The organism is Polaromonas sp. (assembly GCF_010365105.1).
Classification (GTDB): Bacteria; Pseudomonadota; Gammaproteobacteria; order Burkholderiales; family Burkholderiaceae_C; genus Polaromonas.
Window position 1 is genome coordinate 1 of the sequence record NZ_JAAFGZ010000043.1, and the last position, 22554, is coordinate 22554.

Genomic DNA, 22554 nt, shown 5'->3' on the forward strand with positions numbered 1-22554 from the left:
GTACGGCCGCCTTCGCGGATGGCGAAACGCAGACCTTCTTCCATGGCGATCGGGTTGATCAGCTTGACCGTGATCGACACGTTGTCGCCGGGCATGACCATTTCCTTGCCTTCTGGCAACTCGATCGCGCCGGTCACGTCCGTGGTACGGAAGTAAAACTGCGGGCGGTAGTTGTTGAAGAACGGTGTGTGGCGGCCGCCCTCGTCCTTGGACAAGACATAGATCTCGCCGGTGAAGTGCGTGTGTGGCTTGATGGTGCCGGGCTTGCACAGCACCTGGCCGCGCTGGACATCTTCACGCTTGGTGCCGCGCAGCAAGATGCCGACGTTGTCGCCCGCCTGGCCCTGGTCGAGCAGTTTGCGGAACATTTCCACGCCGGTGCAGATGGTCTTTTGCGTATCGGCAATACCGACGATCTCGATTTCTTCGCCGACCTTGACAATGCCGCGCTCGATACGGCCGGTCACGACAGTGCCGCGCCCGGAGATCGAGAACACGTCTTCCACAGGCATCAGGAAGGCGCCGTCCACTGCACGCTCTGGCAGAGGAATGTAGTTGTCCAGTGCGTCAGCCAGCTTCATGATGGCTTCTTCGCCCAGCGGGCCCTTGTCGCCTTCGAGGGCGAGCTTGGCCGAGCCGTGAATGATGGGAGTGTCGTCGCCAGGGAAATCGTATTTGTCGAGCAGCTCGCGCACTTCCATCTCGACGAGCTCTAACAGTTCGGCGTCATCCACCATGTCGCACTTGTTCAGGAACACGATGATGTAAGGCACGCCGACCTGGCGGGCCAGCAGGATGTGCTCGCGCGTCTGGGGCATTGGGCCGTCAGCGGCCGAGCAGACCAAAATGGCGCCGTCCATTTGTGCAGCGCCCGTGATCATGTTCTTCACATAGTCAGCGTGGCCCGGGCAGTCAACGTGGGTTGGCCGTTTCGTATTCCACGTGGGCGGTGTTGATGGTGATGCCGCGCGCTTTTTCTTCCGGTGCTGCATCGATCTGGTCGTAGCCTTTGGCTTCGCCGCCAAACTTGGAAGCCAGCACGGTCGCGATCGCTGCCGTCAGCGTGGTCTTGCCATGGTCAACGTGGCCGATCGTGCCGACATTTACGTGCGGCTTGGTCCGCGAAAATTTCTCTTTTGCCATTTCCAACTCCGAAAAGTTACAAAACCACTTAACAAAACCAATGCCGGCTGCGTCAAAAAATGTACTGCAACCGACTCGAAAATGGTGCCCATTCCGGGAATCGGACCCGGGACCTCTCCCTTACCAAGGGAGTGCTCTGCCACTGAGCCAAATGGGCTGAATTCAAAAAACCTCTTGCGGCAAACGATGCAATGCTGACCTGCAAATTCCCAAGTGCCGCAGCACATGGAGCGGGAGACGGGAATCGGACCCGCGTCATTAGCTTGGAAGGCTAGGGTTCTACCATTGAACTACTCCCGCACAGCCCTGCCAGATCAACTCACACTCGATTTACCTTAAACCCAAAACCTGCACAAGACCTTCAAGCTGCAACGCAAACTTTCGAGAATCGACCAGATTTGGTGGATGGGGCTGGATTCGAACCAGCGTACGCGTTAGCGAACAGATTTACAGTCTGCCTCCTTTAACCACTCGGACACCCATCCTTCAAGCGAATCACGGATTATGCCACTCTTTTTCAAAAAAAGACAACTCTCGTTAACAACCCAGCTTTAATATTTCAAACACTGTCGGACACATTCACGAACTGGCGTTCAGGCCTTCGGATGCGCGATGCGCCACTCGCGCGCCTGCGAAAAATGCCCGCAGCCGATGAAGGGCAATGGCCCGCGCATGGCAGACAGCGGAGAGGGATGGTTGGCCACAAGCACCTTATGCCGCGCTTCGTCGATCAGGACACGCTTGGACTGTGCGTGCGCACCCCAGAGCATGAACACCACAGCATGATCACCCCCCGATACCTGGCGGATCACGTTGTCGGTCAGCATTTCCCAGCCTTTGCCTGCGTGGCTGGCGGGCTTGCCCTCTTCCACAGTCAGGCAGGTGTTGATCAGCAGCACGCCATGGGTGGCCCAGTTGACCAGGCTGCCGCCGGGCACCGGGAACTTCGGCGGTGGCGTGCCCAGGTCGCGCTGCAATTCCTTGAAGATGTTGCGCAGCGAGGGCGGCAGTGCCACGCCGGGCGCCACAGAAAACGCCAGTCCTTCGCCCTGGCCGCGGCCGTGGTACGGGTCCTGGCCAAGGATGACGACGCGCACCTGGCTGGCTGGCGTCAGTTCGAGCGCACGCAAAGGACGGGGCGGAAAGATCACTGCGCCGGCTTCAAGCCGACCGCGTAAAAAAGCCAACAGCTTTAGACCGGTGGCGCTGGCAAAAAATGCGTCCACGACCGGTTTCCAATCTGGCGAAACCGGCCACTTCGACCCATCAGCGCTCATCAACTGGCCTGGATCTTCGACCTCAGGCCTTGGGGGAAATTCCTCCTGCGCCATCACATCCTCCTTTGCCTATGCGCCAAACAGTTCGGCCAGCGCCTCGCCCGGCTCATCGGCGCGCATGAAGGCTTCGCCGACCAGGAAGGCGTTGATGTTGGCGTCCCGCAGGCGCTTGACGTCTGCCGGCGTCATGATCCCCGACTCGGTCACCAGCAGGCGCTCGGCAGGCACTTTACCCATCAGACGCAGCGTGGTGTCCAGCGACACCTCAAACGTATTGAGGTTGCGGTTGTTGATGCCGATCAAGGGCGTTTTCAGCTTGAGCGCACGCTCCAGTTCCGCCTCGTCATGGACCTCGACCAGTACCGCCATGTCGAGCGACATCGCCAGCGCTTCGAAGGCCTTCATCTGCGTATCGTCTAGGCAGGCGGCGATCAGCAAAATGCAGTCCGCACCCATGACGCGCGATTCATAGATCTGGTAGGCGTCAATGATGAAATCCTTGCGCAGCACGGGCAGGCTGCATGAGGCCCTGGCCTGCTTCAGGTAGTCGATGCTGCCTTGAAAAAACTGCTGGTCGGTCAGCACCGACAGGCAGGCAGCGCCGGACTCGGCATAGCTCTGGGCGATGTCGGCGGGAATGAAGTCGGCGCGCAGCACGCCCTTGGACGGACTGGCCTTCTTGATTTCGGCAATCACGGCCGGTTTGCCTGCCGCAATTTTGGCGCGCAGGGCGCCGACGAAGTCGCGGGTCTGGACGCGCGACTCGGCGTCCTGGCGCATCGCCGCCAGCGGCTTGCGGTTGAGGGCGTCGGCGACTTCCTGGCGCTTGACGGCAATGATCTTGTTCAAAATGTCACTCATGGGATTCCAGTGATGGGGGTGCCGGCGGTGGCTGGACCTGCCCGGCGGGTGGAACGGACGGCTCGGGTGAGCCGGTTTTGAGAATTTTCAGGAAAACGCGGTGCATGACAAATCCGGCGACGATGAACACCAGGGACACGCCGAGCGCGATCCAGGCACCGGGATCGCGCCACATGGCCTCAAGCCCCGACCGACTGGCTGAAGGCGACCAGTTGCGCCAGTTTAGCCTTGGCGGCTCCTGATTCGATAGCGGTGCGGGCTTTCTCCACGCCCTCCTTCATCGAATTGACGACGTTGGCTGCATACAGCGCGGCGCCGGCATTCAGGATCACGATGTCACGCGGCGCGCCCGGCTGGTTCTCGAGCACGCCCAACAGCATGGCCTTGGACTGCTCGGGCGTTTCAACCCGCAAGGCGCGGTTGCCGGCCATCGACAGGCCGAAGTCTTCGGGATGGATTTCGTATTCGGTGATTTCGCCGTCCTTGAGTTCGCCCACCACGGTGGCCGCGCCCAGGCTGACCTCGTCCATGCCGTCCTTGCCATAGACCACCAGCGCATGCTCGGCGCCCAGGCGCTGAAGCGCGCGCACCTGGATGCCCACCAGGTCGGGGTGGAACACGCCCATCAGGATGTTCGGCGCGCTGGCCGGATTGGTCAGCGGGCCGAGGATGTTAAAGATGGTGCGGATACCCAGTTCCTTGCGCACCGGCGCGACGTTCTTCATCGCCGGATGGTGGTTCGGCGCAAACATGAAGCCGACGCCCACTTCGGCGATGCAGCGGGCAATCGCCTCGGGCGACAGCTTGAGCGAAATGCCCAGCGACTCGACCACGTCGGCGCTGCCCGAGCTGCTGCTGACGCTGCGCCCGCCGTGCTTGCTGACCCGGGCGCCGGCGCTGGCCGCCACGAACATGGCGCAGGTCGAGATGTTGAAGGTGTGCGAGCCGTCACCGCCGGTGCCGACGATATCGACCAGGTGCGTCTTGTCAGCGACATGCACCTTGGTCGAGAACTCGCGCATCACCTGCGCGGCGGCAGTGATCTCGCCAATGGTTTCCTTCTTGACGCGCAGGCCGGTGATCAGCGCTGCTGTCATGAGCGGGGACATTTCGCCGCTCATGATGAGTCGCATGATGTGCAGCATTTCGTCGTGAAAAATCTCGCGGTGCTCAATGGTGCGTTGCAGCGCTTCGCTGGCGGTGATCTTGTGGCTGTGGGGCATGGGGGTTTCCTGTTCGGCTTTTTTATCGAGGTGAAAGTCAGTTCGCCGGATGATCGGTAAAGGCCAGCTTCAGGCCGAACCCGATGAACATCAGGCCGGCGGCGCGCTCCAGCCCCTGCATGGCATGCCGGACGGACGTTAGGCGCCCGGCCATCCAGACAGCGGCCCATGCCCAGCCGATGTTGACCGACAGGGCATTGAAATTGAACAGCAGGCCGAGCAGCAAAAACGCCAGCGCCTTGTGCTGCACCCCGGGCGCGATGAACTGCGGCACGAAGGCCAGAAAAAACAGCGCGACCTTGGGATTGAGCGCATTCGTCCAGAAACCCTGAAAAAATATACGTTTCAGGGCTTTTGCGCTTGTTCCATAAGCGCCACCAGCTACTGAATTCATAGCAAATTGGTCATCTGGCGCGGGCGCGCGTGCCAACAGCATTCGGAGGCCGACCCATACCAGATAGGCCGCGCCCGCCCATTTGAGCAGCGTGAAAGCGGTGGCGGACGCCGCCATCAACGCGCTCACGCCAACCGCCGCGGCAAGGATATGCACGAAACAGCCGGCCGTGATGCCCAGGGCCGCGACGATCCCGGCGCGGGCGCCCGAACGCAGCGCATTGGTCACGATGTAGAGCACATCGGGGCCGGGCGTCAGGTTGAGCACGAGGCCGGCGACGACAAACAGCGCAAGGTGGTCAATGCCCATGGACTGGCTCCGGGTTTAGGAATTGAAAAACTGGCGGATCACGGCAACCGCGTTGTCCACGCCGGCAGCATCGACATCGAGATGGGTGACAAACCGCAGGCGGTACAGCCCGGTAGCCTGAACGCCGTGCGCCGCCAGATGCTGCAGCAAGGCGGCGGACTGGTTGCGCGCGGCGCCGGTCAGGTCCACGAACACGATGTTGGTCTGCGGCGCCTCGACCTGCAGCCCGGGGATGCCCGCCAGCCCGTCGGCCAGCCGCTGCGCCAGCGCATGGTCCTGCGCCAGCCGCACGACATGGTGGTCCAGCGCATGCGAGGCCGCTGCCGCCAGCATGCCGGCCTGGCGCATGCCGCCGCCGGCCATTTTGCGGATGCGGTGAGCGCGTGCAATGAACTCACGCGAGCCGCACAGCGCCGAGCCGACCGGCGCGCCCAGCCCCTTGCTGAAGCACACCGACACGCTGTCAAAGCACCCGGCGATGCGGCGCGCTTCGGTGAAGGCATCGCTGCCGGTTTGCAGCGCCTGCGCCACGGCGGCATTGAACAGCCGCGCACCGTCCAGATGCCGGGCCAGTCCCCGGTTTTTCGCCAGTTGCGTCGCCTGCCGAAGATAGTCGAACGGCAGCAGCTTGCCGCCCAGCGTGTTTTCCAGCGCCAGCAGCCGCGTGCGGGCGAAATGCGCGTCGTCGGGCTTGATGGCCGCGTCAATTTCATCCAGCGCCAGCGTGCCGTCGGGCTGGTGGTTCAGCGGCTGCGGCTGCACGCTGCCGAACACCGCCGCGCCACCGCCTTCCCAGCGGTAGCAATGCGCCTGCTGACCGACGATGTACTCGTCGCCACGCTGGCAATGGGCCAGGATGGCGCACAGGTTGCTTTGCGTGCCGGTGGGCACGTACAGCGCGGCCTCGAAGCCCAGCAGACCAGCGATTTTTTCCTGCAAGGCGTTGACGCTCGGGTCACCGCCAAACACATCGTCGCCCAGCGGGGCGGCCAGCATGGCGTCGCGCATGGCTGGCGTCGGCTGCGTGACCGTGTCGCTGCGCAAATCAACTGTTTTATGCATGATTTTGGCCTTTTCCGCAGGCTGCATCTACGCAAACAGCTATCAAACAAGTACCGTCCATCATTCGCGCTGCTCCAGGAAGTTTTTCAGCATCGCATGGCCGTGCTCGGTCAGGATGGATTCGGGATGGAACTGCACGCCCTGGATCGGCAGCGACTTGTGCCGCACACCCATGATCTCGCCGTCGTCGGTCCAGGCGGTGACTTCCAGCACGTCAGGACACGTCGATTTTTCAATCGCTAGCGAGTGATAGCGGTTCACGGTGAACTGCTCGGGCAGGCCGGCGAACACGCCCTGCTGCGTGGTCGTGATGACGCTGGTCTTGCCGTGCATCAGTTCCTGCGCCCGGATGATCTTGCCGCCAAACGCTGCGCCTATGGCCTGATGGCCCAGGCAGACGCCGAGAATCGGCAGCTTGCCGGCAAAGTATTGAATCGCCGCCACCGAAATCCCCGCCTCGGCCGGCGAGCACGGACCGGGCGAGACCACCAGCCGGTCGAGCTGCCCGGCGTCCAGTTTGGCGGCAATCTCCGCCACCGTGATCTCGTCGTTGCGAAAGACTTCCACCTCGGCGCCAAGTTCGCCAAAATACTGGACGATGTTGTAGGTGAAGCTGTCGTAGTTGTCGATCATCAAAAGTTTCATGGCGTGCTTCCTTCCTGGCGCAGGCGCTTGAATTCGCCATGCTCAAATTCAATGGACGCGTCAATCATCGCGCGGTAGGCCGCTTCAATGATGGCTTCGGGCGCGCCTTGCGCCTTGGCCATGGCCGTCACCCGGTTGACGATGAAGTCGATGCGCGCCTGGTCATGCACCTGATCGGCGTTTTGCTTGATGCGCGCCGCCTCGGCGATGTAGCCGCTGCGCTCGGCCATCAGCGCGACGATGCGTGTGTCCAGCGCATCGATGTTCCGGCGCACGTCGGCCATGGTGTCGCAATGTTCCACCTGATGGATCAGCGTCATGGTGATCACTCCAGACCTTCTTCAACCAGTTCGCTGGCGCGCAGCAGGGCGCGCGCCTTGGCTTCGGTTTCTTTCCATTCGAGTTCAGGCACCGAGTCGGCGACCACGCCGGCGGCGGCCTGCACATACAGCACCTGATCCTTGATGATGCCGGTGCGGATCGCAATCGCCACGTCCATGTCGCCGGCATAACTCAGGTAGCCGCAGGCGCCGCCGTACAGGCCGCGCTTGCTCGGCTCCAGCTGGTCGATCAGCTCCATCGCATGCACTTTCGGCGCACCGGTCAGCGTGCCGGCCGGAAAGGTCGCCCGGAGCACATCCATGCTGGTCATGCCGTCATTCAGGATGCCCTCGACATTGCTGACGATGTGCATCACATGGCTGTAGCGCTCGACGGCAAAGGCTTCGGTCACCTTCACCGTGCCGGTCTTGGCGATGCGGCCGATGTCGTTGCGCGCCAGGTCGATCAGCATGACGTGTTCGGCACGCTCCTTCGGGTCGTTGATGAGCTCAATCTCGGCAGCCTTGTCGGCTTCAATGGACGAGGCGCGCGGCCGGGTGCCGGCCAGCGGGCGGATGGTGATTTTTTGCCCCTGCTCGACCTGCTCCTGGCGCACCAGGATCTCGGGCGACGCGCCGACCACATGGAAGTCGCCGAAATGGTAGTAATACATGTAGGGCGACGGATTGAGCGAGCGCAGTGCGCGGTACAGCGACAGCGGCGACTCGGTGTAGCGCTTCCTGATGCGCTGGCCGACCTGCACCTGCATGAAGTCGCCACCTTCGATCAGCTTTTTGGCGCGTTCCACGGCGGCGATGTAGTCGGCCTTGGCGAATTCGCGCTCGGCCGGGTAGCCTTGACTTGGCTTGACGATGGGCGCGCTGACGGAGTATTTGAGCTGTTCCTTGAGTTCGCGCAGGCGCTTCTTGGCGTTGGCATAAGCCTCGGGACGCGCCGGATCGGCATAGACGATCAGGTAGAGCTTGCCCGACAGGTTGTCGATCACCGCCAGTTCCTCGCATTGCAGCAGCAGGATGTCGGGACAGCCCAGCGTGTCGGGCGGGCAGGTGCTTTCCAGCTTTTTCTCGATGTAACGCACCGCGTCATAGCCGAAGTAGCCCGCCAGGCCGCCGCAAAAGCGCGGCAGCCCGGGGCGCAGCGCAACCTTGAAGCGTTTTTGGTAGTCGCTGATGAAATCCAGCGGATTGACGCGTGAGGTTTCCACCACCTGGCCATCGGTCACGACTTCTGTGACGGCCTCAAGACCAAAGCCCGAAGAGCGCAGCAGCGTGCGCGCCGGCAGGCCGATGAAGCTGTAGCGGCCGAAACGCTCGCCGCCGACCACCGATTCGAGCAAAAAACTGTACTTTCCTCCGTCCTTCGCATGGGCCAGCTTGAGGTAGAGCGACAGCGGGGTTTCCAGGTCGGCGAAGGCTTCGAGCATCAGCGGAATGCGGTTGTAGCCTTGTGCCGCAAGGCTCTTGAATTCAAGTTCGGTCATCACTGTGTGTCCTTTTGCGGAAGGGCGCCGCGTGTCAAAAACGCGGTCTTCCGTGATTCAAAATGCCCCTAAGTCCGGAGCCGAAATGCGCTTGCGAAGGGCACGAGCGCATCAATTCAGGAGGTGGCAGCGTTGCCAGCGGCATTGCAGGCTCAAGGCAATGAGCCATGCGCGCCTCAGTCGTGCCGGAAATGACAGGGGCGCCAAAGCCAGGCTCCCCGGCTTGTAAAAGCTGTTTGAACGATGTGTTGGATGGACATGCTGGCCAAAGTGTAGCAAACAGCCGCAGGCCTTGGCCAAGCGTTAAAAAAGTCACAGGGCAGCAGTGCGCGATCTGCATCCCTCATGGCAAACCCTTGTTGTCGGCGGGCCGGTCCGGGCCGCACAATGGCCTTGTAAACGAACGACCGTTCTATTTCAAATTTCAGGAGCCTCTTCATGACTTTGACCAATCGCTGCCTGGCGGGCCTGACCGCACTGATGTTGTCGGCAGGCCTTCTGGCGGCCCCTGTGGAGGTGTCGGGCATCAAGCTCGCCGATCCGGTGGAGCTGGCGGGTGCCAGGCTGCCGCTCAATGGTGCCGGCATCCGCTACAAGGCCGTCTTCAAGGTCTATGTCGCGGCGCTGTACCTTGAAAAAAAGGCCGTTACCCCGGAGGAAGCCTTTGCAGCCCCTGGCGCCAAGCGCATCAGCATCACGCTGCTGCGCGAGATCGATTCCAATGAGCTCGGCAAGAGCTTTACCAAGGCTTTCGAGGAAAACGCGCCGAAAACCGAAATGTCCAGGCTGATTCCGGGCCTGGTCAAGATGGGCCAGGTGTTTTCAGACCAGAAAAAAATGCTGCCGGGTGAAAGCTTCACCATCGACTGGATACCCGGCACCGGCACGGTGATCTCGGTCAAGGGCAAGCCGCAGGGCGAGCCGATCAAGGAAGTCGAGTTCTACAACGCCATGCTGCGCATCTGGCTGGGAAACAAGCCGGCCGACTGGAAACTCAAGGACGAACTGCTCGGCAAGGCGGCCTGAAGCCGTCCGGCTCCGGCGGCGCTGAAAGCTCAGTGCTGTCCGGACAACTCAGCCAGTGAATCGACAAAGCCGTCGGCGTCCACGCCGCGCACCGGCTCGCCATGGTTGTAGCCGTAGGTCACCAGCAGCACCGGACAGCCCGCCGCCCGCGCCGCCCGGGCGTCGTTGCTGGAGTCGCCAATCATCAGCGTGCGCGCCGGCAGTGTTCCCAGAAACTCGCAGGCCTTGCGCAGCGGCAGCGGGTCGGGCTTCTTGCGCTCGAACGAATCGCCGCCAAAGACTTCGCAAAAAAACCCGTCCAGTTTTTTTCGCCTGAGCAGGATGCGGGCAAAGGCCAGTGGCTTGTTGGTCAGGCAAACGAGTGGCAAGCCGCTCTTGCGCAGCGTGTCCAGGCCTTCCAGCACCCCCGGATAAAGCGTTGAATGCTGGCCGTTGACAGCCGCATAGTGCCGCTGGTAGCTGGCCTGGGCGTGGTCGTAGATTGCTACCGAATCAATAGCTGCATCTGCCCGCCCTGCTTGCGCAAGCACATGATTCAGCACTGATTTCACGAGATGTTCGGAGCCTTTGCCGACCATGCGGCCCACATCGGCCGAATCCAGCGCCGCGCCCGCGTATTCGGGCGGCAACACGTCGGCCAGCATCAAGCTGAGCGCCACCACGAAGTCGCCCAGGGTATCGACCATCGTGCCGTCCAGATCGACGATGGCCGCATCGTAGCGGCCGGAGTGCAGGCAAACAGGAGTTGTCATCAAATGATTCGGTTGAGCAAGGGAGGGCTGATTGTGCCCGCAGGCCGGATCAGCAGTATCTGGCTGGCCAGCCACCATTGTCTCCAGCCACAACGCATGCGGGCCAGGAGCGCCTCGCAACCCGTTCAGCCCTTGAGCGCCGCCCGCATCGCGTCCATCACCGCCTGGTAGTCAGGCTTGCCGAAAATGGCGCTGCCGGCGACGAAGGTGTCGGCGCCGGCATCGGCCACGCGGCGGATGTTATCGATCTTGATGCCGCCATCGACTTCCAGGCGGATGTCCCGGCCCGAAGCGTCGATGCGCTTCCTCGCCTGCTCGACCTTGCGCAGCGCCGAGTCGATGAAGCTCTGGCCGCCAAAGCCGGGGTTCACGCTCATGATCAAGATCAGGTCGATGTCGTCAATCGTCCAGTCCAGCACGTCCAGCGGCGTGGCCGGGTTGAACACCAGCCCGGCCTTGCAGCCTTTCGCCTTGATGGCCTGCACGCTGCGGTGGACATGGCCTGAGGCTTCAGGGTGAAAGCTGATCAGGTCGGCGCCGGCATCGGCAAAGGCGGCGGCCAGGCTGTCGACCGGCTGCACCATCAGGTGCACGTCAATCGGCACTTTGGAGCCATCGGCGCGTTGGCAATGCGGCTTGAGCGCCTGGCAGATCATGGGCCCGAAGGTCAAATTCGGCACGTAATGGTTGTCCATCACATCAAAGTGAATCCAGTCGGCGCCGCCGGCAATGACGGCTTTGAGCTCGTCGCCCAGGCGGGCAAAGTCGGCGGACAACAGGGACGGGGCGATGCGGTAAGTGGGCGTGGTGTGGGGCATGCACAGGATTGTCGCAGCAAGCAGCAAGGGTAACCGGGGGCAAGTCCGGCAGTCAGACAGCGTCAACCCGGGGCGGTTAACATCACGGCCAACCGATTTTCCTGCCGCCCATGCCATGCCCAAATACCAATTTTCCTGCGATGTCTCCCCCCGTTACCTGCCTGAACAGTCAGCCCCGGACCGGGAAATCTACGGCTTTTCCTACACCGTGACCGTGACCAACACCGGTGAGGTTCCAGCCCAGCTGATTTCGCGGCACTGGATCATCAGCGACGCCAAAGGCCATACCGAAGAGGTCAAGGGCCTGGGCGTGGTCGGCCAGCAGCCACTGCTCAAGCCCGGCGAATCCTTCCAGTACACCAGCGGCTCGCGCCTGCGCACCGCCAGCGGCACCATGCACGGCAGTTATTTTTGCGTGGCCGAGGACGGCGAGCGCTTCGAAGCGGCGGTTCCCCTGTTTGTACTGGAAGCGACCGACGGCAACGGCCCTTCCGGGCGCGTCCTGCATTGACCGGGTGGCAGCGAACTCTGCGATGAAGGAACTGGCCCGGCTGCTGGGGGCGCTGGACCCGGACGCCGGGCTGGCCGACCGGCATGTCTGGCTGGTCAAGCTGTTCGAATGGATTCGCGGCGACCGGACCTCGGTCCAGGCCGCCGTGTCGCGGGTGCAGGCCTTCATCGACGCCGTGCAAAGGCAGCCGGAACTACGCTCCCGCTTGCAGGCCTGGTGGGCCACCCTGACCCACACGGTGGACATCACGCCGCTGCTGGCGGATTTCGGCTTTGCGCCGCGCACCGCCTTTGTCAGCGAACTGGCCGAGCGCCTGCGCCGCAAGCTGCTGCCCGGCACGCCGGAAACCACCGACGCCTCGGAGCTGTTTCCGCTGGTGGCGACGGCGCGCTTCGATGTCCAGTGGATGAGCGCCCTCGAAGAGTCGCAGGTCAACCAGCTCACCGCACTGCTGTCGGCCGACCTGGCGCAGGGCACCCGGGACTGGCACTACAGCCTGATGGACGCCCTGACCTACTGCACGGCACAGATCCGGGCCACCGGTTTTGCGCCGGAATTACGGCTGCGCATGAACCGGGCCAGCCCGCATGCCAGGGCCTTTCATGCCCTGCCCGCCGATGTCCAGGAACTGCGCACGGCGTTTTTCCAGCCGGTGCCTGACGCGGTGGCGCTGCAGGCCGCCGTCAGGCAGTACCGCGAGCGGCTCGATGCCTGCCGGCAGGCCGTCAACAGCATCTATGCGCATCTGGAAGAAAACGGCATTTCCCTGGGCATGGTGTTCCGCCTGCGCCAGTTGCGCGCCCGCATGCTGCGCCAGCGCGAACTGCTTGAAGCCCTGCTGTCGGCCAAACCGGCGATGGCCGCGCTCAAGCTGCTGGCGCGCCGCGTCACGATTGCGCAGGAAGGCAAGAGCATCGGCGCCCTGATCAGTGCCAATTCAACCCTGCTGTCGGCCAAGATGGCCGAGCGCAGCGCTGAAACCGGCGAACACTACATCACACGCAACCGCGCCGACTACAAGGAAATGCTCGGCAAGGCGATGGGCGGCGGCGCCGTCACCGCGCTGACGACGCTGCTGAAATTCATGGTCGTGGGCATCGGCCTGTCGGCGTTCTGGAGTGGTTTCTGGGCGGGCGTGGTCTATGCCGCCTCGTTCATCCTGATCCAGCTGCTGCATTTCACGCTGGCCACCAAGCAGCCGGCCATGACCGCGCCAGCCATGGCGGCCAAGCTCAAGGACATCGATTCGGACGAATCGACCGCGACCCTGGAAGACTTTGTCGATGAAGTCACGCACCTGGTGCGCTCGCAGGTGGCGGCCGTGTTTGGCAACGTCTTCATGGTGGTGCCGGCGGTGCTGCTGGTCAATGCGGCAATCGAACTGGCGCTCGGCCGCCCGATGATCGGCGCGGACAGCGCCCGGCATGTGCTGGAATCCCTCACGCTGCTCGGCCCGACGCTGCTCTGGGCGGCTTTTACCGGCGTGGTGCTGTTCACGGCGAGCATGATTGCGGGCTGGGCCGAAAATGCCTTCGTGCTGCACCGGCTGGACTCCGCGCTGCGGCACAACCCGCGTTTTACCGCCGTGCTGGGCAACGAGCGCGCGGCGCGCTGGTCGGTTTTCATGCGCGAGCACATCTCGGGCTTTGCCTCCAACATTTCGCTCGGGTTCATGCTCGGGCTGATTCCCTCTTTCACCGGCTTTTTCGGCCTTGAGCTGGAACTGCGCCATGTCACCCTGTCCACCGGGCAACTGGCCGCCGCCGGCGCATCACTCGGGCTGGAGGCGTTGCGCCAGGCAGCGTTCTGGTGGAGCGTGGCGTCGATTCCACTGATTGGCGCGCTCAACCTGAGCGTGAGTTTTTACTTTGCCTTCCGCCTGGCGCTGCAGGCGCACAACGTCAGCAAGCTCGACCGCGCCCGCATCCGCTCGGCTATCTGGGCGCGCTGGCGCGGCCAGCCCCTGAGCTTTTTCATCCCCCGTTAACATAGGCGATTCGCACTTGTTCTACATGAAGACTTGGACAAGGACTGTAAATTTAAGAAACATTGTTGTTTCCCTCCTTGGCGCACACCGGTTTTACTGACCGGTTTGAGGCTTTTTCAAGGCCGGGCCTGCCGTCGGGCACCCGCCCTTCCCCGGCAGTTCAGGCCCCAATCATCGCGTGGAGACACTACCCTATGAATGAACTTATGGCCATCTGGGCCGAATGGATCAAGCCTTCGGCCGGACTGCCCACCGTGCAATGGTCCATCCTGCTGGCGCTGGCCGCCGCTGCCGGCCACCTGGTCAACCGCTACACCGGCCTGCCCAAGGTCATCGGCTATTCAGCCGTCGGCGCCTTTGCCGGCCTGGCCGGTTTTACCGGAGCAGCCTGGCCGCTGCAGGGCACCGGCCTGTTCCTGCTCGAACTGGGCGTGGCCGTGGTGCTGTTCGAGGCCGGCGGGCGCATTTCGCTGCGCTGGTTTCGCCACAACCCGATGCTGCTGGTGCAAAGCGTAGCCGAATCGGCGCTGACCTTTTTGGGCGTGCGCTGGCTGCTCAGCCTGCTGGGCATGCCGCCGGTGGTGGCCGAGTCGCTGGCGCTGGTGGCCATGGCCGCATCGCCGGCGGTGCTCTCGCGCGTGGCCATCGACACGCGGGCCGCCGGGCCGGTCACCGAGCGGGCGCTGGCGCTGTCCACGCTGAGCAGCCTGTACGCGCTGACGCTGTGCAGCGCCAGGGCCGGCATGCTGCCACGCGGCGAAGCCGGCCTGTCCAATACGCTGATGCCGGTGCTGGTGGTGCTGGGCCTGTCGGTGGTGGTCGGCGCGGTGCTGGCGCTGGTGCTGCGCGCGGCCTTGCGGGTGATGAGTCCCACCAGCGAAAACACCGCCATCCTGCTGCTCACCCTGATTGCCGCCGGCGCCGCGCTGGCAGCCAACTTTGGCGGCTCGGCGCCGCTGGCCGCGCTGCTGGGCGGCATGCTGCTCAAGCAGCTCAATCCGCGCCCCTGGTCCTGGCCCCGGCAGATGGGCACCGCCTCGTCGATGCTCACCATGCTGATGTTCGTGCTGGTGTCGGTGGTGGCCGCGCAGGCCGACTGGAGCCGGCCGGTCGCCGGCCTGGTCATCGGCCTGGTGCTGGTGCGCATGGTGGCCAAGGTGGCCGGCGTGTCGCTGGGCAATGCCAGCAGCGGCGCCAGCTGGAAGCAAAGCCTGTGGGTCGGCTGTGCCATGTCGCCGATGTCATCGGTCGCGCTGCTGCTGGTGTCACAGTATGTTGCCGCGTCCGGCCCCATCGGCGGCCAGGTTGCCATGGTGGCGCTGCCGGCCATCCTGCTGATGGAAGTGCTGGGCGCCGTGCTCGCCACCGTGGCGCTTTATCGCGCCGGCGAATGCTCCAAACCCTGGGCGCCGGTGGTGCGCGCTGCTTCAACCGGACCTGTCCATGAGTCTTGAACACTTTGAAAAATCAGCCGCCCTGTCGCTGGGCGTGGAGCTGGAAATGCAGCTCGTCAACACCCACGACTACGACCTGGCGCCCTACGCCGAGGACATGCTGCGGCTGATGACCAAGATCCCGCTGCCCGGCGCGGTGGTGCCCGAGATGACGTCGAGCATGATCGAGGTCTCGACCGGCGTGTGCCACACCTCGTCCGAGGTGCTGGGCGAGCTGACGCAGATCCGCGACGCGCTTGTCAAATGCGCCGACAAGCTCAACATTGCCATCGTCGGCGGCGGCACGCACCCGTTCCAGCAGTGGCACGAGCGCCGCATCTACGACAAGCCGCGCTTTCGCGAACTGTCCGAGCTGTATGGCTACCTGTCCAAGCAGTTCACCATTTTTGGCCAGCATGTGCACATCGGCTGTCCCGACGCCGACACCGCACTGCTGACGCTGCACCGCATGTCGCGCTACATCCCGCACTTCATCGCGCTGTCGGCCTCCAGCCCGTATGTTCAGGGTCAGGATACGGCGTTTGACTCGGCGCGGCTGAACTCGGTGTTCGCCTTTCCGCTCTCGGGGCGCGCGCCGTTTGCGCTGACCTGGGACGAATTCACGGTGTACTTCAACAAGATGGCGCACACCGGCGTGGTGAAAAGCATGAAGGACTTTTACTGGGACATCCGGCCCAAGCCGGAGTTCGGCACGATTGAAATCCGCGTCTTCGACACGCCGCTGACCATCGAGCGCGCCACGGCACTGTCCGGCTATGTGCAGTCGCTGGGCTGCTGGTTCATGAACGATGACACCTTCATGCCGGCTGAAGACGATTACCTGGTCTATACCTACAACCGTTTCCAGGCCTGCCGTTTCGGCCTGGACGCGGTGTATGTGGACCCCGCCACAGGCGGCCACATGCCGCTGCGCGAACACATCCTGCTGACCATGGACCGCATTGAACAGCACGCCGCCAGCGTGGGCGCCAGCGCGTCCATCGACCTGCTGCGGCGCAGCGTCGAGCGCAACGACAACGACGCCCGCTGGCTGCGTGAGCGCCAGGGCGAGGAACGGCTGCTGGCCGAAGTCATCCGCCAGGCGGCGGATCGGTTCCGGGGCGGCGTGGACCATGAGCCGGGTCGATTTTCTTGATTGCTCATCTGGTCGGTTGATGGTTGGTGGCTGATGGTTGGTGGCTTGGTTGGCTTTTTTGGGTTGGGCGGGTCAGGGGTTGCCCGGCCAGCAAAACCAAACAAAGTTAACCCAGCAACAAATAAACCACAAAAACCCCCAAGCCAAGGAAGCATCAAGCACTGGCAGACCACCCTGGCTGCAAACTCGTCCGCGGCGACGCCACGTAAAGCGTTTCCGCCATTGCGTGAATCTACCGCCACGACGTAGCGTCAAGCCCAACGACAGCAATGCCCGCTGATTGCGCAAGCGCCAGGAAGAGAAAATCCTGCTGACCCAAGTCATTCGCCAGGTAACGGACCGGTTCCAACAGGCCATTCATTCAACGCCATGGCCAAGCAAAAAAAACAGGTTAAAACATGCTCATGCGCAATGCTGACAGGCACTTATTCAGACATTGATGCTTTCATCGGCAACAAGCCAAACGTAAGCAAAAACAAAGGGCTTTGCCCGCCGGGGTGAGAGCTGTCTACAAACGCAACGAAACTGCACACAGCACCATGGCTTCAAAAGCCATCTCCTACGCCACCACAAAACAAATTCAGCAGTGCCTGAATTGCCGACAGTGTTACAGGCATTACTCAATGGCACCAACTTTGCCGCATGGCTTGCGCGACAGTACGCAGCCCAAATTTGGCCCAAGAATATGATTTTGAAACGTTTGAAAGAAGCCACCGGTTCGCGCCATACAGCACTTGAATCCCGGCTGCCCCTGCTGAATGCGGACATGTCCCGGGCCCGCTATCTGCAGTTTCTGCAGCTGTTTTGGGGCTACTACGAGCCGCTGGAAACCCAATTGCAGGCCCTTCCCTATTGGAATGCCATGGGTTTTGACTACGCCGGGCGGCATAAAACCCCGCGACTGCTGCAAGACCTGCAGGCATTGGGTGAAACGCCCGATGCCATTCAGGGTTTTGCCCGTTGCCAGCACCTGCCAACGCTCGCCAGCCAGGGGCAGTTGTTGGGGTGTCTCTATGTCATCGAAGGCGCGACGCTGGGCGGGCAGATCATCACCCGTCATTTGCAGGCCAATCTGGGGCTCACGCCGTTGACCGGCGCCGCATTTTTCGATGGGTACGGTGCGCGAACAGGAAGCTATTGGAAGGCCTTTTGCGCCATGCTGAGGGCTAACGCCGATGAAAGCGGGCCCCAGGAAGACATTCTTGCCAGTGCCAACCAGACATTTGAAACCCTGGGCCAATGGCTGTTTCCCCCTTACCCAACGCCCAGAGGCGGCACACCATGAACGACGTTTCGCCAGATTCCGCCTCGCTGCCCTGGGCCAATGGCTTGTACAGCATCCTGCGCCACGGCACCACCCTGACCACCTGCGACAGCGAACCTGTCAAGACGCCGGGATGCATCCAGGCCCACGGCGCGCTGCTCGTGCTGCGCCTGACCGACCTGACGATCTTGCAGGGCAGCGACAACACGCAGCAGTTTTTCGGCGTTCCCCTTTCAGCACTGCTCGGCCAGAGCATCACCCGCGTCATCAGTGCACAGCAGCAGGCTTGTTTGCAAAACATGCTGCTGCGCGAATCGCTGGAGCGCAACGTGCTTTACGCCTTCACGCTTGAAGCGCGCGAAGGCGAGGCCGCCCTTGACGTATGCGTTCACACCACGGAGGGGGTGGTGGTGCTGGAATTCGAGGCCACCGGGCGGCAGGCGGGTCAGGCCGAACGTGATTATTTTTCCCTGCTCAAGTCGGCCGTGGGGCGCTTGCAAACGGCCACCGGCCTGCGCGGGTTTTGCGAACGCGTGACCACGGAAGTGCGCGCCATGACCGGGCTGGACCGGGTCATGGTGTACCGCTTTCATGCCGACCAGCATGGCGAGGTATTTGCCGAAAGCAAGCGGGACGACCTGCCGGCCTGGCTGGGCCTGCATTACCCGGCAACGGACATTCCGCAACCCGCCCGTGAAATTTTCAAGAAACTCTGGGTCCGTCCGCTCCAGGATGCCGCCGGCCCGCTGGTCGAACTGGTGCCGCTGGCCAATCCCGACACCGGCCAGGCGCTGGACATGACGCACTGCGCGCTGCGCGGCGCCTCGGTGATGTACACCGAGTACCTGGCCAACATGGGCGTGGCCGCCACGCTGGTCATGCCGATCCTGGTCGATGGCGAACTGTGGGGCATGATCGTCGGCCACCAGTACCAGCCGACGTACTTTGGACACCAGATGCGGGCGGCTTGCGAGCTGATCGCCCAGGTGGTGTCACTCCAGCTGAAATCCACCGATGCCATCGAGCAGCAGGCCTACCGGCTCAAGGTGGACGCCGTTCACCAGCAACTGATCGCCAAAGCCGCACAGGACGGCGACCTGATGTCGTTTTTCAACAGCCAGCCGACCTTGCTCGATGCGATGCAGTCCGATGGCGCCGCGCTTTTTCACATGGGCCGTTGGTGGTGCGTGGGCCGGACACCGACAGATGCGCAGCTCGATGCGCTGGCCGAATGGCTGAACCAGCGCGCCGAGCTGGACGTGGGCGGGCGGCCGGTGTATGCGACCGATTCCCTGTTGCGCGACTATCCGGCCGGTGCGGACATTGCCGACGTGGCCAGCGGTGTGCTGGCCGTGCGGGTCTCGCGCCTGCGCCAGGACCTGATCCTGTGGTTCCGGCCGGAGACGGCGCAAACCATCAACTGGGCAGGCGACCCGAACGACAAGATCGTGGCCACCGGGGTCAACGGCGCACGCCTGACGCCGCGCGGCTCGTTCGAACTGTTCGTCGAATCGGTGCAGGCGCGCGCCCTGCCCTGGAGCGTCATGGAGATCGAGTCCGCCCTGCGCTTGCGGCTGCTGGTGATGGAACTGGTGGTCGCGCGCACCGAGCGGCTGGCCGAACTCAATGTGGACCTGACCACCAGCAACGAAGAACTCGATGCCTTCGCCTATGTGGCCTCGCATGACCTGAAGGAGCCGCTGCGGGGCATCCACCGCTATGCGCACCAGATGGTCGAAAGTGCCCAGGGGCTTGACCCCGAGAACCTGCAGCGGGCGCAAAGCCTGATGCGCCTGACGCTGCGCATGGACAGCCTGCTGGACTCGCTGCTGCATTTCTCGCGCATGGGCCGGACGCGGCTGGAGTTTGAAGACGTCGACCTGAACAATGTGGTGGCCGATGCGCTGGAAATGGTCGGCGTTCGCCCGGCCGACAACCGCTGCACCATCGTGCTGGCCAGGGCGCTGCCGGTGGCCCGCTGCAACGAGGTGCAGGTTCGCGAAATCTTCAGCAACCTGATCAGCAATGCGCTGAAATACACGCGCCGGGAGCACCCGCGCATCGACATCGGCTACCTGGCGCCTGGCGAGCCGGGCCTGCCGCTTGATGCGCCGCCGCAAAGCGGCGGCCAAGCCGTGTATTTCGTGCGTGACGACGGCATCGGCATCGCAAAACGGCATTTCGAACAGATCTTTCGCATGTTCAAACGTCTGCATGGCCGCAATGAATACGGCGGCGGCATGGGTGCCGGACTGAGCGTGGTCAAGAAGGTGGTCAGCAGGCATGGCGGTGTCATCTGGCTGGACTCGACACCCGGCAATGGCACCACCTTCTATTTCACCCTGCCGTCTTCAAGCACTGCCCCGCGATGATCGCGACGCAGTCGGTCATGGTGGTTGAAGACAACGATGAAGATTTTGAAACCGTCGTCGAGGCGGCGCGGCGCACCGGAATTGCCCACCGCCTGCACCGCGCGACCAGCGGCGGCGAATGCCTGGGCATGCTGCAGGCGTCGGTGCAAAGCCACAGCCCCCTGCCCGCCCTGCTGCTGCTCGACCTGAATACGCCGGGCGACGATGGCCGCGATGCCTTGCGGCTGATCAAGACCAGCAGCCAGTTGCGCGCCATCCCGACCGTCGTGCTGAGCACCTCGGCCAACCCGCGCGATATGGATTTTTGCTATGCGATGCATGCCAATGCCTACCATACCAAGCCGGTCAGCCACCCGGCACACCTGAAAATCCTGCAGGACATCTTCAGCTACTGGCTGGGCTGCGCCCTCTTACCTTCCAGCCCCCTGAGGGAAAAACCATGAGCACCACCTACCGCATCCTGCTCATCGACGACAGCCCCGACGACCGTGCCGACCTTCGGCAAATGCTGCTCCGCGGCTCGGACGCGCGCTTCGAGTTCACAGAAGCAGAACTGGGCAGCACCTGTTTGCAGGCGGTGCGCGACCAGCAGGCGGCGCGGCCGGACCGCCTGCCGTTTGACTGCATCCTGCTCGACTTTCACCTGCCCGACATGGACGCCGATGAAGTGCTGGCGGCCCTGTGCAACGGTTCGGACCTGCCGCCCTGCCCGGTGGTCGTCGTCACCGGCTGGCACGGTGCGGACCATGACGATGGCGCCCGGCTGCTGCGCGCGGGCGCACAGGACTACATCGGCAAGGGCTGGACCACCTCCGAAAGCGTGACCCGAACGCTGCAAAATTCCATTGAGCGCTTTGATTTGCTGACCCGGCGAAAAATCGCCAACCTTGAGTTGCAGGAATCCGAGGCGCGCTACCGCACCTTGTTCAACTCGATCGACGACGGGCTGTGCGTCATCGAGAAAATCGAGCTAGAGGCAGGCCAGCCTCCGGATTTTCGCTATGTCGACGCCAATCCGGCGTTCACCGCACAGCCGGGCATGGCCAGCGTGCTGGGAAAAACCATGAGGCAAATGCTGCCGGACGAGCCCGAAGAATGGCTTGCTGCCTACGACAGTGTCTGCACCACCGGCGTGCCGGTCAAGTTTGAACGCAGCCATCCTGCCCAGAGGCGTGTGCTCGAACTCAACGTATTTCGGGTCGGCGGACCTGAAAGCCGCAAGGTGGCCATCATTTACGACGACATCACCGTGCGCAGGCAGGCCGAGCTGCAGACTCTGGAGCAGGTCAAGGTGCTGGCGGAGCTGGATCGCCGCAAGGACGAGTTTCTGGCGATGCTCGGCCATGAACTTCGCAACCCGTTGGCGCCCATTTCCAGCGCCGTGCGTCTGCTGCGCCTGCAGAAGGACGAAAACCCGATGCAAAGGCAGGCCTGCGCCATCATCGAGCGCCAGGTCGCACAGCTCAATCACCTGGTCGATGACCTGCTGGAAGTCTCGCGCATCACCACCGGCCGGGTCCAGCTTCGCCGTGAGCAGGTCGCCGCAAGCGACATCGTGGATCGGGCGGTCGAAACGGCCCAGCCCCTGATCACGCAACACCGGCACCACCTCACCGTGCGCCTGCCCGCGCAGCCGGTCTGGCTGCATGCCGATGCCGCCCGGCTGGAGCAGGTGGTGGTCAACCTTCTCACGAACGCGGCCAAGTACACCAACGAGGGCGGCTGCATCGAGCTGATCGTCCAGCAGGACGGCCTTGACGCCGTGCTGCGGGTCCGGGATACGGGCATCGGCATTGCGCCCGAGCTGCTGCCGCATGTTTTCGACCTGTTCACGCAGGCCGAGCGTTCGCTGGACCGTTCGCAAGGCGGTCTGGGCATCGGCCTGTGTCTGGTGCAGCGGCTGGTGGAACTGCACGGTGGAACCGTGACGGCACACAGCGTACAGGGACAAGGCAGCGAGTTTGTCGTGCGCGTGCCATCCATGCTGGCCTGGGTCGCACCGCCGGGACCGCTGGTGGCAGCGCCGGCCGGGCCGCTGAAAAAACAATGCCGGGTCCTGGTGGTCGACGACAACGTGGACGCGGCAATGACGATGAAGATGCTGCTCGAATTTTCCGGCTATGAGGTCCGCATGGTGCACGATGGCCCGAGCGCGGTCGAGGCGGCGCTGGCCTGGCGCCCCGACGCGGCACTGCTGGACATCGGCCTGCCCGGCCTGAGCGGCTACGGGGTCGCCCGGCGGATTCGCCTGGAACCCACGCTCGAAGGCATGGTGCTGATCGCCCTGACCGGGTACGGCCAGGAAAGTGACCGGCAGTTATCACGGGAAGCAGGGTTTGATCACCACATGGCAAAGCCGGCCGAATTTGACGTGCTTGAAAACCTGCTGAAGGCAGTTTCGGAAAAACTGTCATGATGCTGCGCAAGGCAGGTTGAACCAGCCAGGGCAAATCGTCCCTGCCGCAGCAAACGAATCCATCGCACACGGGTAGCTCCCAC

The 22554-nt window shown here is 63.0% G+C and carries 20 protein-coding genes, 3 tRNA genes and 1 pseudogene; 9 read left to right on the forward strand and 15 right to left on the reverse strand.

Features of this window, described 5'->3' with window-relative positions; all coding sequences use genetic code 11:
- The 13 genes and pseudogenes from tuf to trpE all read right to left on the reverse strand — a co-directional run.
- Window positions 1-1143, reverse strand: a pseudogene (gene tuf / locus GZ092_RS19025) (elongation factor Tu); the annotation flags it as partial.
- 82 nt (window positions 1144-1225) lie between these two features.
- A tRNA-Thr gene (locus tag GZ092_RS19030) sits at window positions 1226-1300 on the reverse strand.
- Between the two features lie 69 nt (window positions 1301-1369).
- Window positions 1370-1443: transfer RNA gene (locus GZ092_RS19035), tRNA-Gly, on the reverse strand.
- A 99-nt stretch (window positions 1444-1542) separates the two neighbouring features.
- Window positions 1543-1628 (reverse strand) — tRNA-Tyr (locus tag GZ092_RS19040).
- A gap of 108 nt (window positions 1629-1736) precedes the next feature.
- Window positions 1737-2474: a uracil-DNA glycosylase gene (locus GZ092_RS19045; RefSeq protein WP_293638682.1), complete on the reverse strand. Its 738-nt coding sequence runs from the start codon at window positions 2472-2474 to the stop codon at window positions 1737-1739.
- A 15-nt stretch (window positions 2475-2489) separates the two neighbouring features.
- Entirely contained in the window at window positions 2490-3281 is a 792-nt protein-coding gene (gene trpC / locus GZ092_RS19050; protein WP_293638683.1) for an indole-3-glycerol phosphate synthase TrpC, read from the reverse strand.
- A complete protein-coding gene (locus GZ092_RS19055) occupies window positions 3274-3456 on the reverse strand; it encodes a hypothetical protein (RefSeq protein WP_293638684.1) in 183 nt (60 codons plus the stop codon). Before GZ092_RS19055 ends, trpC begins: the two co-directional genes overlap by 8 nt.
- Window positions 3457-3460: 4 nt before the next feature.
- A complete protein-coding gene (gene trpD / locus GZ092_RS19060; RefSeq protein WP_293638686.1) occupies window positions 3461-4504 on the reverse strand; it encodes an anthranilate phosphoribosyltransferase in 1044 nt (347 codons plus the stop codon).
- 37 nt (window positions 4505-4541) lie between these two features.
- On the reverse strand, window positions 4542-5207 hold the full coding sequence (locus GZ092_RS19065) for a LysE family translocator (RefSeq protein WP_293638688.1): 666 nt from the start codon (window positions 5205-5207) through the stop codon (window positions 4542-4544).
- A gap of 15 nt (window positions 5208-5222) precedes the next feature.
- Window positions 5223-6269, reverse strand: coding sequence for a low-specificity L-threonine aldolase (ltaE, locus tag GZ092_RS19070; protein ID WP_293638690.1), 1047 nt, complete (start codon window positions 6267-6269; stop codon window positions 5223-5225).
- A 60-nt stretch (window positions 6270-6329) separates the two neighbouring features.
- Window positions 6330-6914: an aminodeoxychorismate/anthranilate synthase component II gene (locus GZ092_RS19075; protein WP_293638692.1), complete on the reverse strand. Its 585-nt coding sequence runs from the start codon at window positions 6912-6914 to the stop codon at window positions 6330-6332.
- Window positions 6911-7234, reverse strand: a complete 324-nt coding sequence (locus tag GZ092_RS19080; RefSeq protein ID WP_293638693.1) for a chorismate mutase — start codon at window positions 7232-7234, stop codon at window positions 6911-6913. Before GZ092_RS19080 ends, GZ092_RS19075 begins: the two co-directional genes overlap by 4 nt.
- 5 nt (window positions 7235-7239) lie before the next feature.
- Complete coding sequence (gene trpE / locus GZ092_RS19085) at window positions 7240-8739, reverse strand: anthranilate synthase component I (protein ID WP_293638694.1); 1500 nt, start codon at window positions 8737-8739, stop codon at window positions 7240-7242.
- Window positions 8740-9174: 435 nt separating this feature from the next.
- Here trpE and GZ092_RS19090 point away from each other — a divergent pair, with 435 nt between their 5' ends.
- Window positions 9175-9762 (forward strand): chalcone isomerase family protein, encoded by a 588-nt coding sequence (locus GZ092_RS19090; protein ID WP_293638695.1) that lies wholly within the window; start codon window positions 9175-9177, stop codon window positions 9760-9762.
- 29 nt (window positions 9763-9791) lie between these two features.
- Here the strand turns inward: GZ092_RS19090 and GZ092_RS19095 are convergent, their stop codons facing one another.
- Both GZ092_RS19095 and rpe read right to left on the reverse strand, forming a co-directional pair.
- Window positions 9792-10514 carry an HAD-IA family hydrolase gene (locus GZ092_RS19095; protein WP_293638696.1) on the reverse strand — a complete coding sequence of 241 codons (723 nt, stop codon included), beginning with the start codon at window positions 10512-10514 and terminating at the stop codon, window positions 9792-9794.
- A 125-nt stretch (window positions 10515-10639) separates the two neighbouring features.
- Window positions 10640-11332 (reverse strand): ribulose-phosphate 3-epimerase, encoded by a 693-nt coding sequence (gene rpe / locus GZ092_RS19100; RefSeq protein WP_293638698.1) that lies wholly within the window; start codon window positions 11330-11332, stop codon window positions 10640-10642.
- A gap of 115 nt (window positions 11333-11447) precedes the next feature.
- Here rpe and apaG point away from each other — a divergent pair, with 115 nt between their 5' ends.
- The 8 genes from apaG (at window position 11448) to GZ092_RS19140 (ending at window position 22471) form a co-directional block, all read left to right on the forward strand.
- Window positions 11448-11843 (forward strand): Co2+/Mg2+ efflux protein ApaG, encoded by a 396-nt coding sequence (gene apaG / locus GZ092_RS19105; protein ID WP_293638700.1) that lies wholly within the window; start codon window positions 11448-11450, stop codon window positions 11841-11843.
- Between the two features lie 22 nt (window positions 11844-11865).
- The gene (locus GZ092_RS19110; RefSeq protein WP_293638725.1) at window positions 11866-13830 is read left to right on the forward strand and encodes a site-specific recombinase; all 1965 of its coding nucleotides are present in this window, start codon (window positions 11866-11868) and stop codon (window positions 13828-13830) included.
- Window positions 13831-14024: 194 nt separating this feature from the next.
- Window positions 14025-15284 (forward strand): cation:proton antiporter, encoded by a 1260-nt coding sequence (locus GZ092_RS19115; protein WP_293638701.1) that lies wholly within the window; start codon window positions 14025-14027, stop codon window positions 15282-15284.
- Window positions 15274-16419: a YbdK family carboxylate-amine ligase gene (locus GZ092_RS19120; protein WP_293638703.1), complete on the forward strand. Its 1146-nt coding sequence runs from the start codon at window positions 15274-15276 to the stop codon at window positions 16417-16419. The genes GZ092_RS19115 and GZ092_RS19120 overlap by 11 nt, the downstream gene beginning before the upstream one ends.
- A 586-nt stretch (window positions 16420-17005) precedes the next feature.
- On the forward strand, window positions 17006-17704 hold the full coding sequence (locus GZ092_RS19125; RefSeq protein WP_293638705.1) for a biliverdin-producing heme oxygenase: 699 nt from the start codon (window positions 17006-17008) through the stop codon (window positions 17702-17704).
- On the forward strand, window positions 17701-20055 hold the full coding sequence (locus tag GZ092_RS19130) for an ATP-binding protein (RefSeq protein WP_293638707.1): 2355 nt from the start codon (window positions 17701-17703) through the stop codon (window positions 20053-20055). Before GZ092_RS19125 ends, GZ092_RS19130 begins: the two co-directional genes overlap by 4 nt.
- The gene (locus GZ092_RS19135) at window positions 20052-20498 is read left to right on the forward strand and encodes a response regulator (protein ID WP_293638708.1); all 447 of its coding nucleotides are present in this window, start codon (window positions 20052-20054) and stop codon (window positions 20496-20498) included. Before GZ092_RS19130 ends, GZ092_RS19135 begins: the two co-directional genes overlap by 4 nt.
- Window positions 20495-22471 (forward strand): response regulator, encoded by a 1977-nt coding sequence (locus GZ092_RS19140; protein WP_293638710.1) that lies wholly within the window; start codon window positions 20495-20497, stop codon window positions 22469-22471. Before GZ092_RS19135 ends, GZ092_RS19140 begins: the two co-directional genes overlap by 4 nt.
- Window positions 22472-22554: the final 83 nt, after the last annotated feature.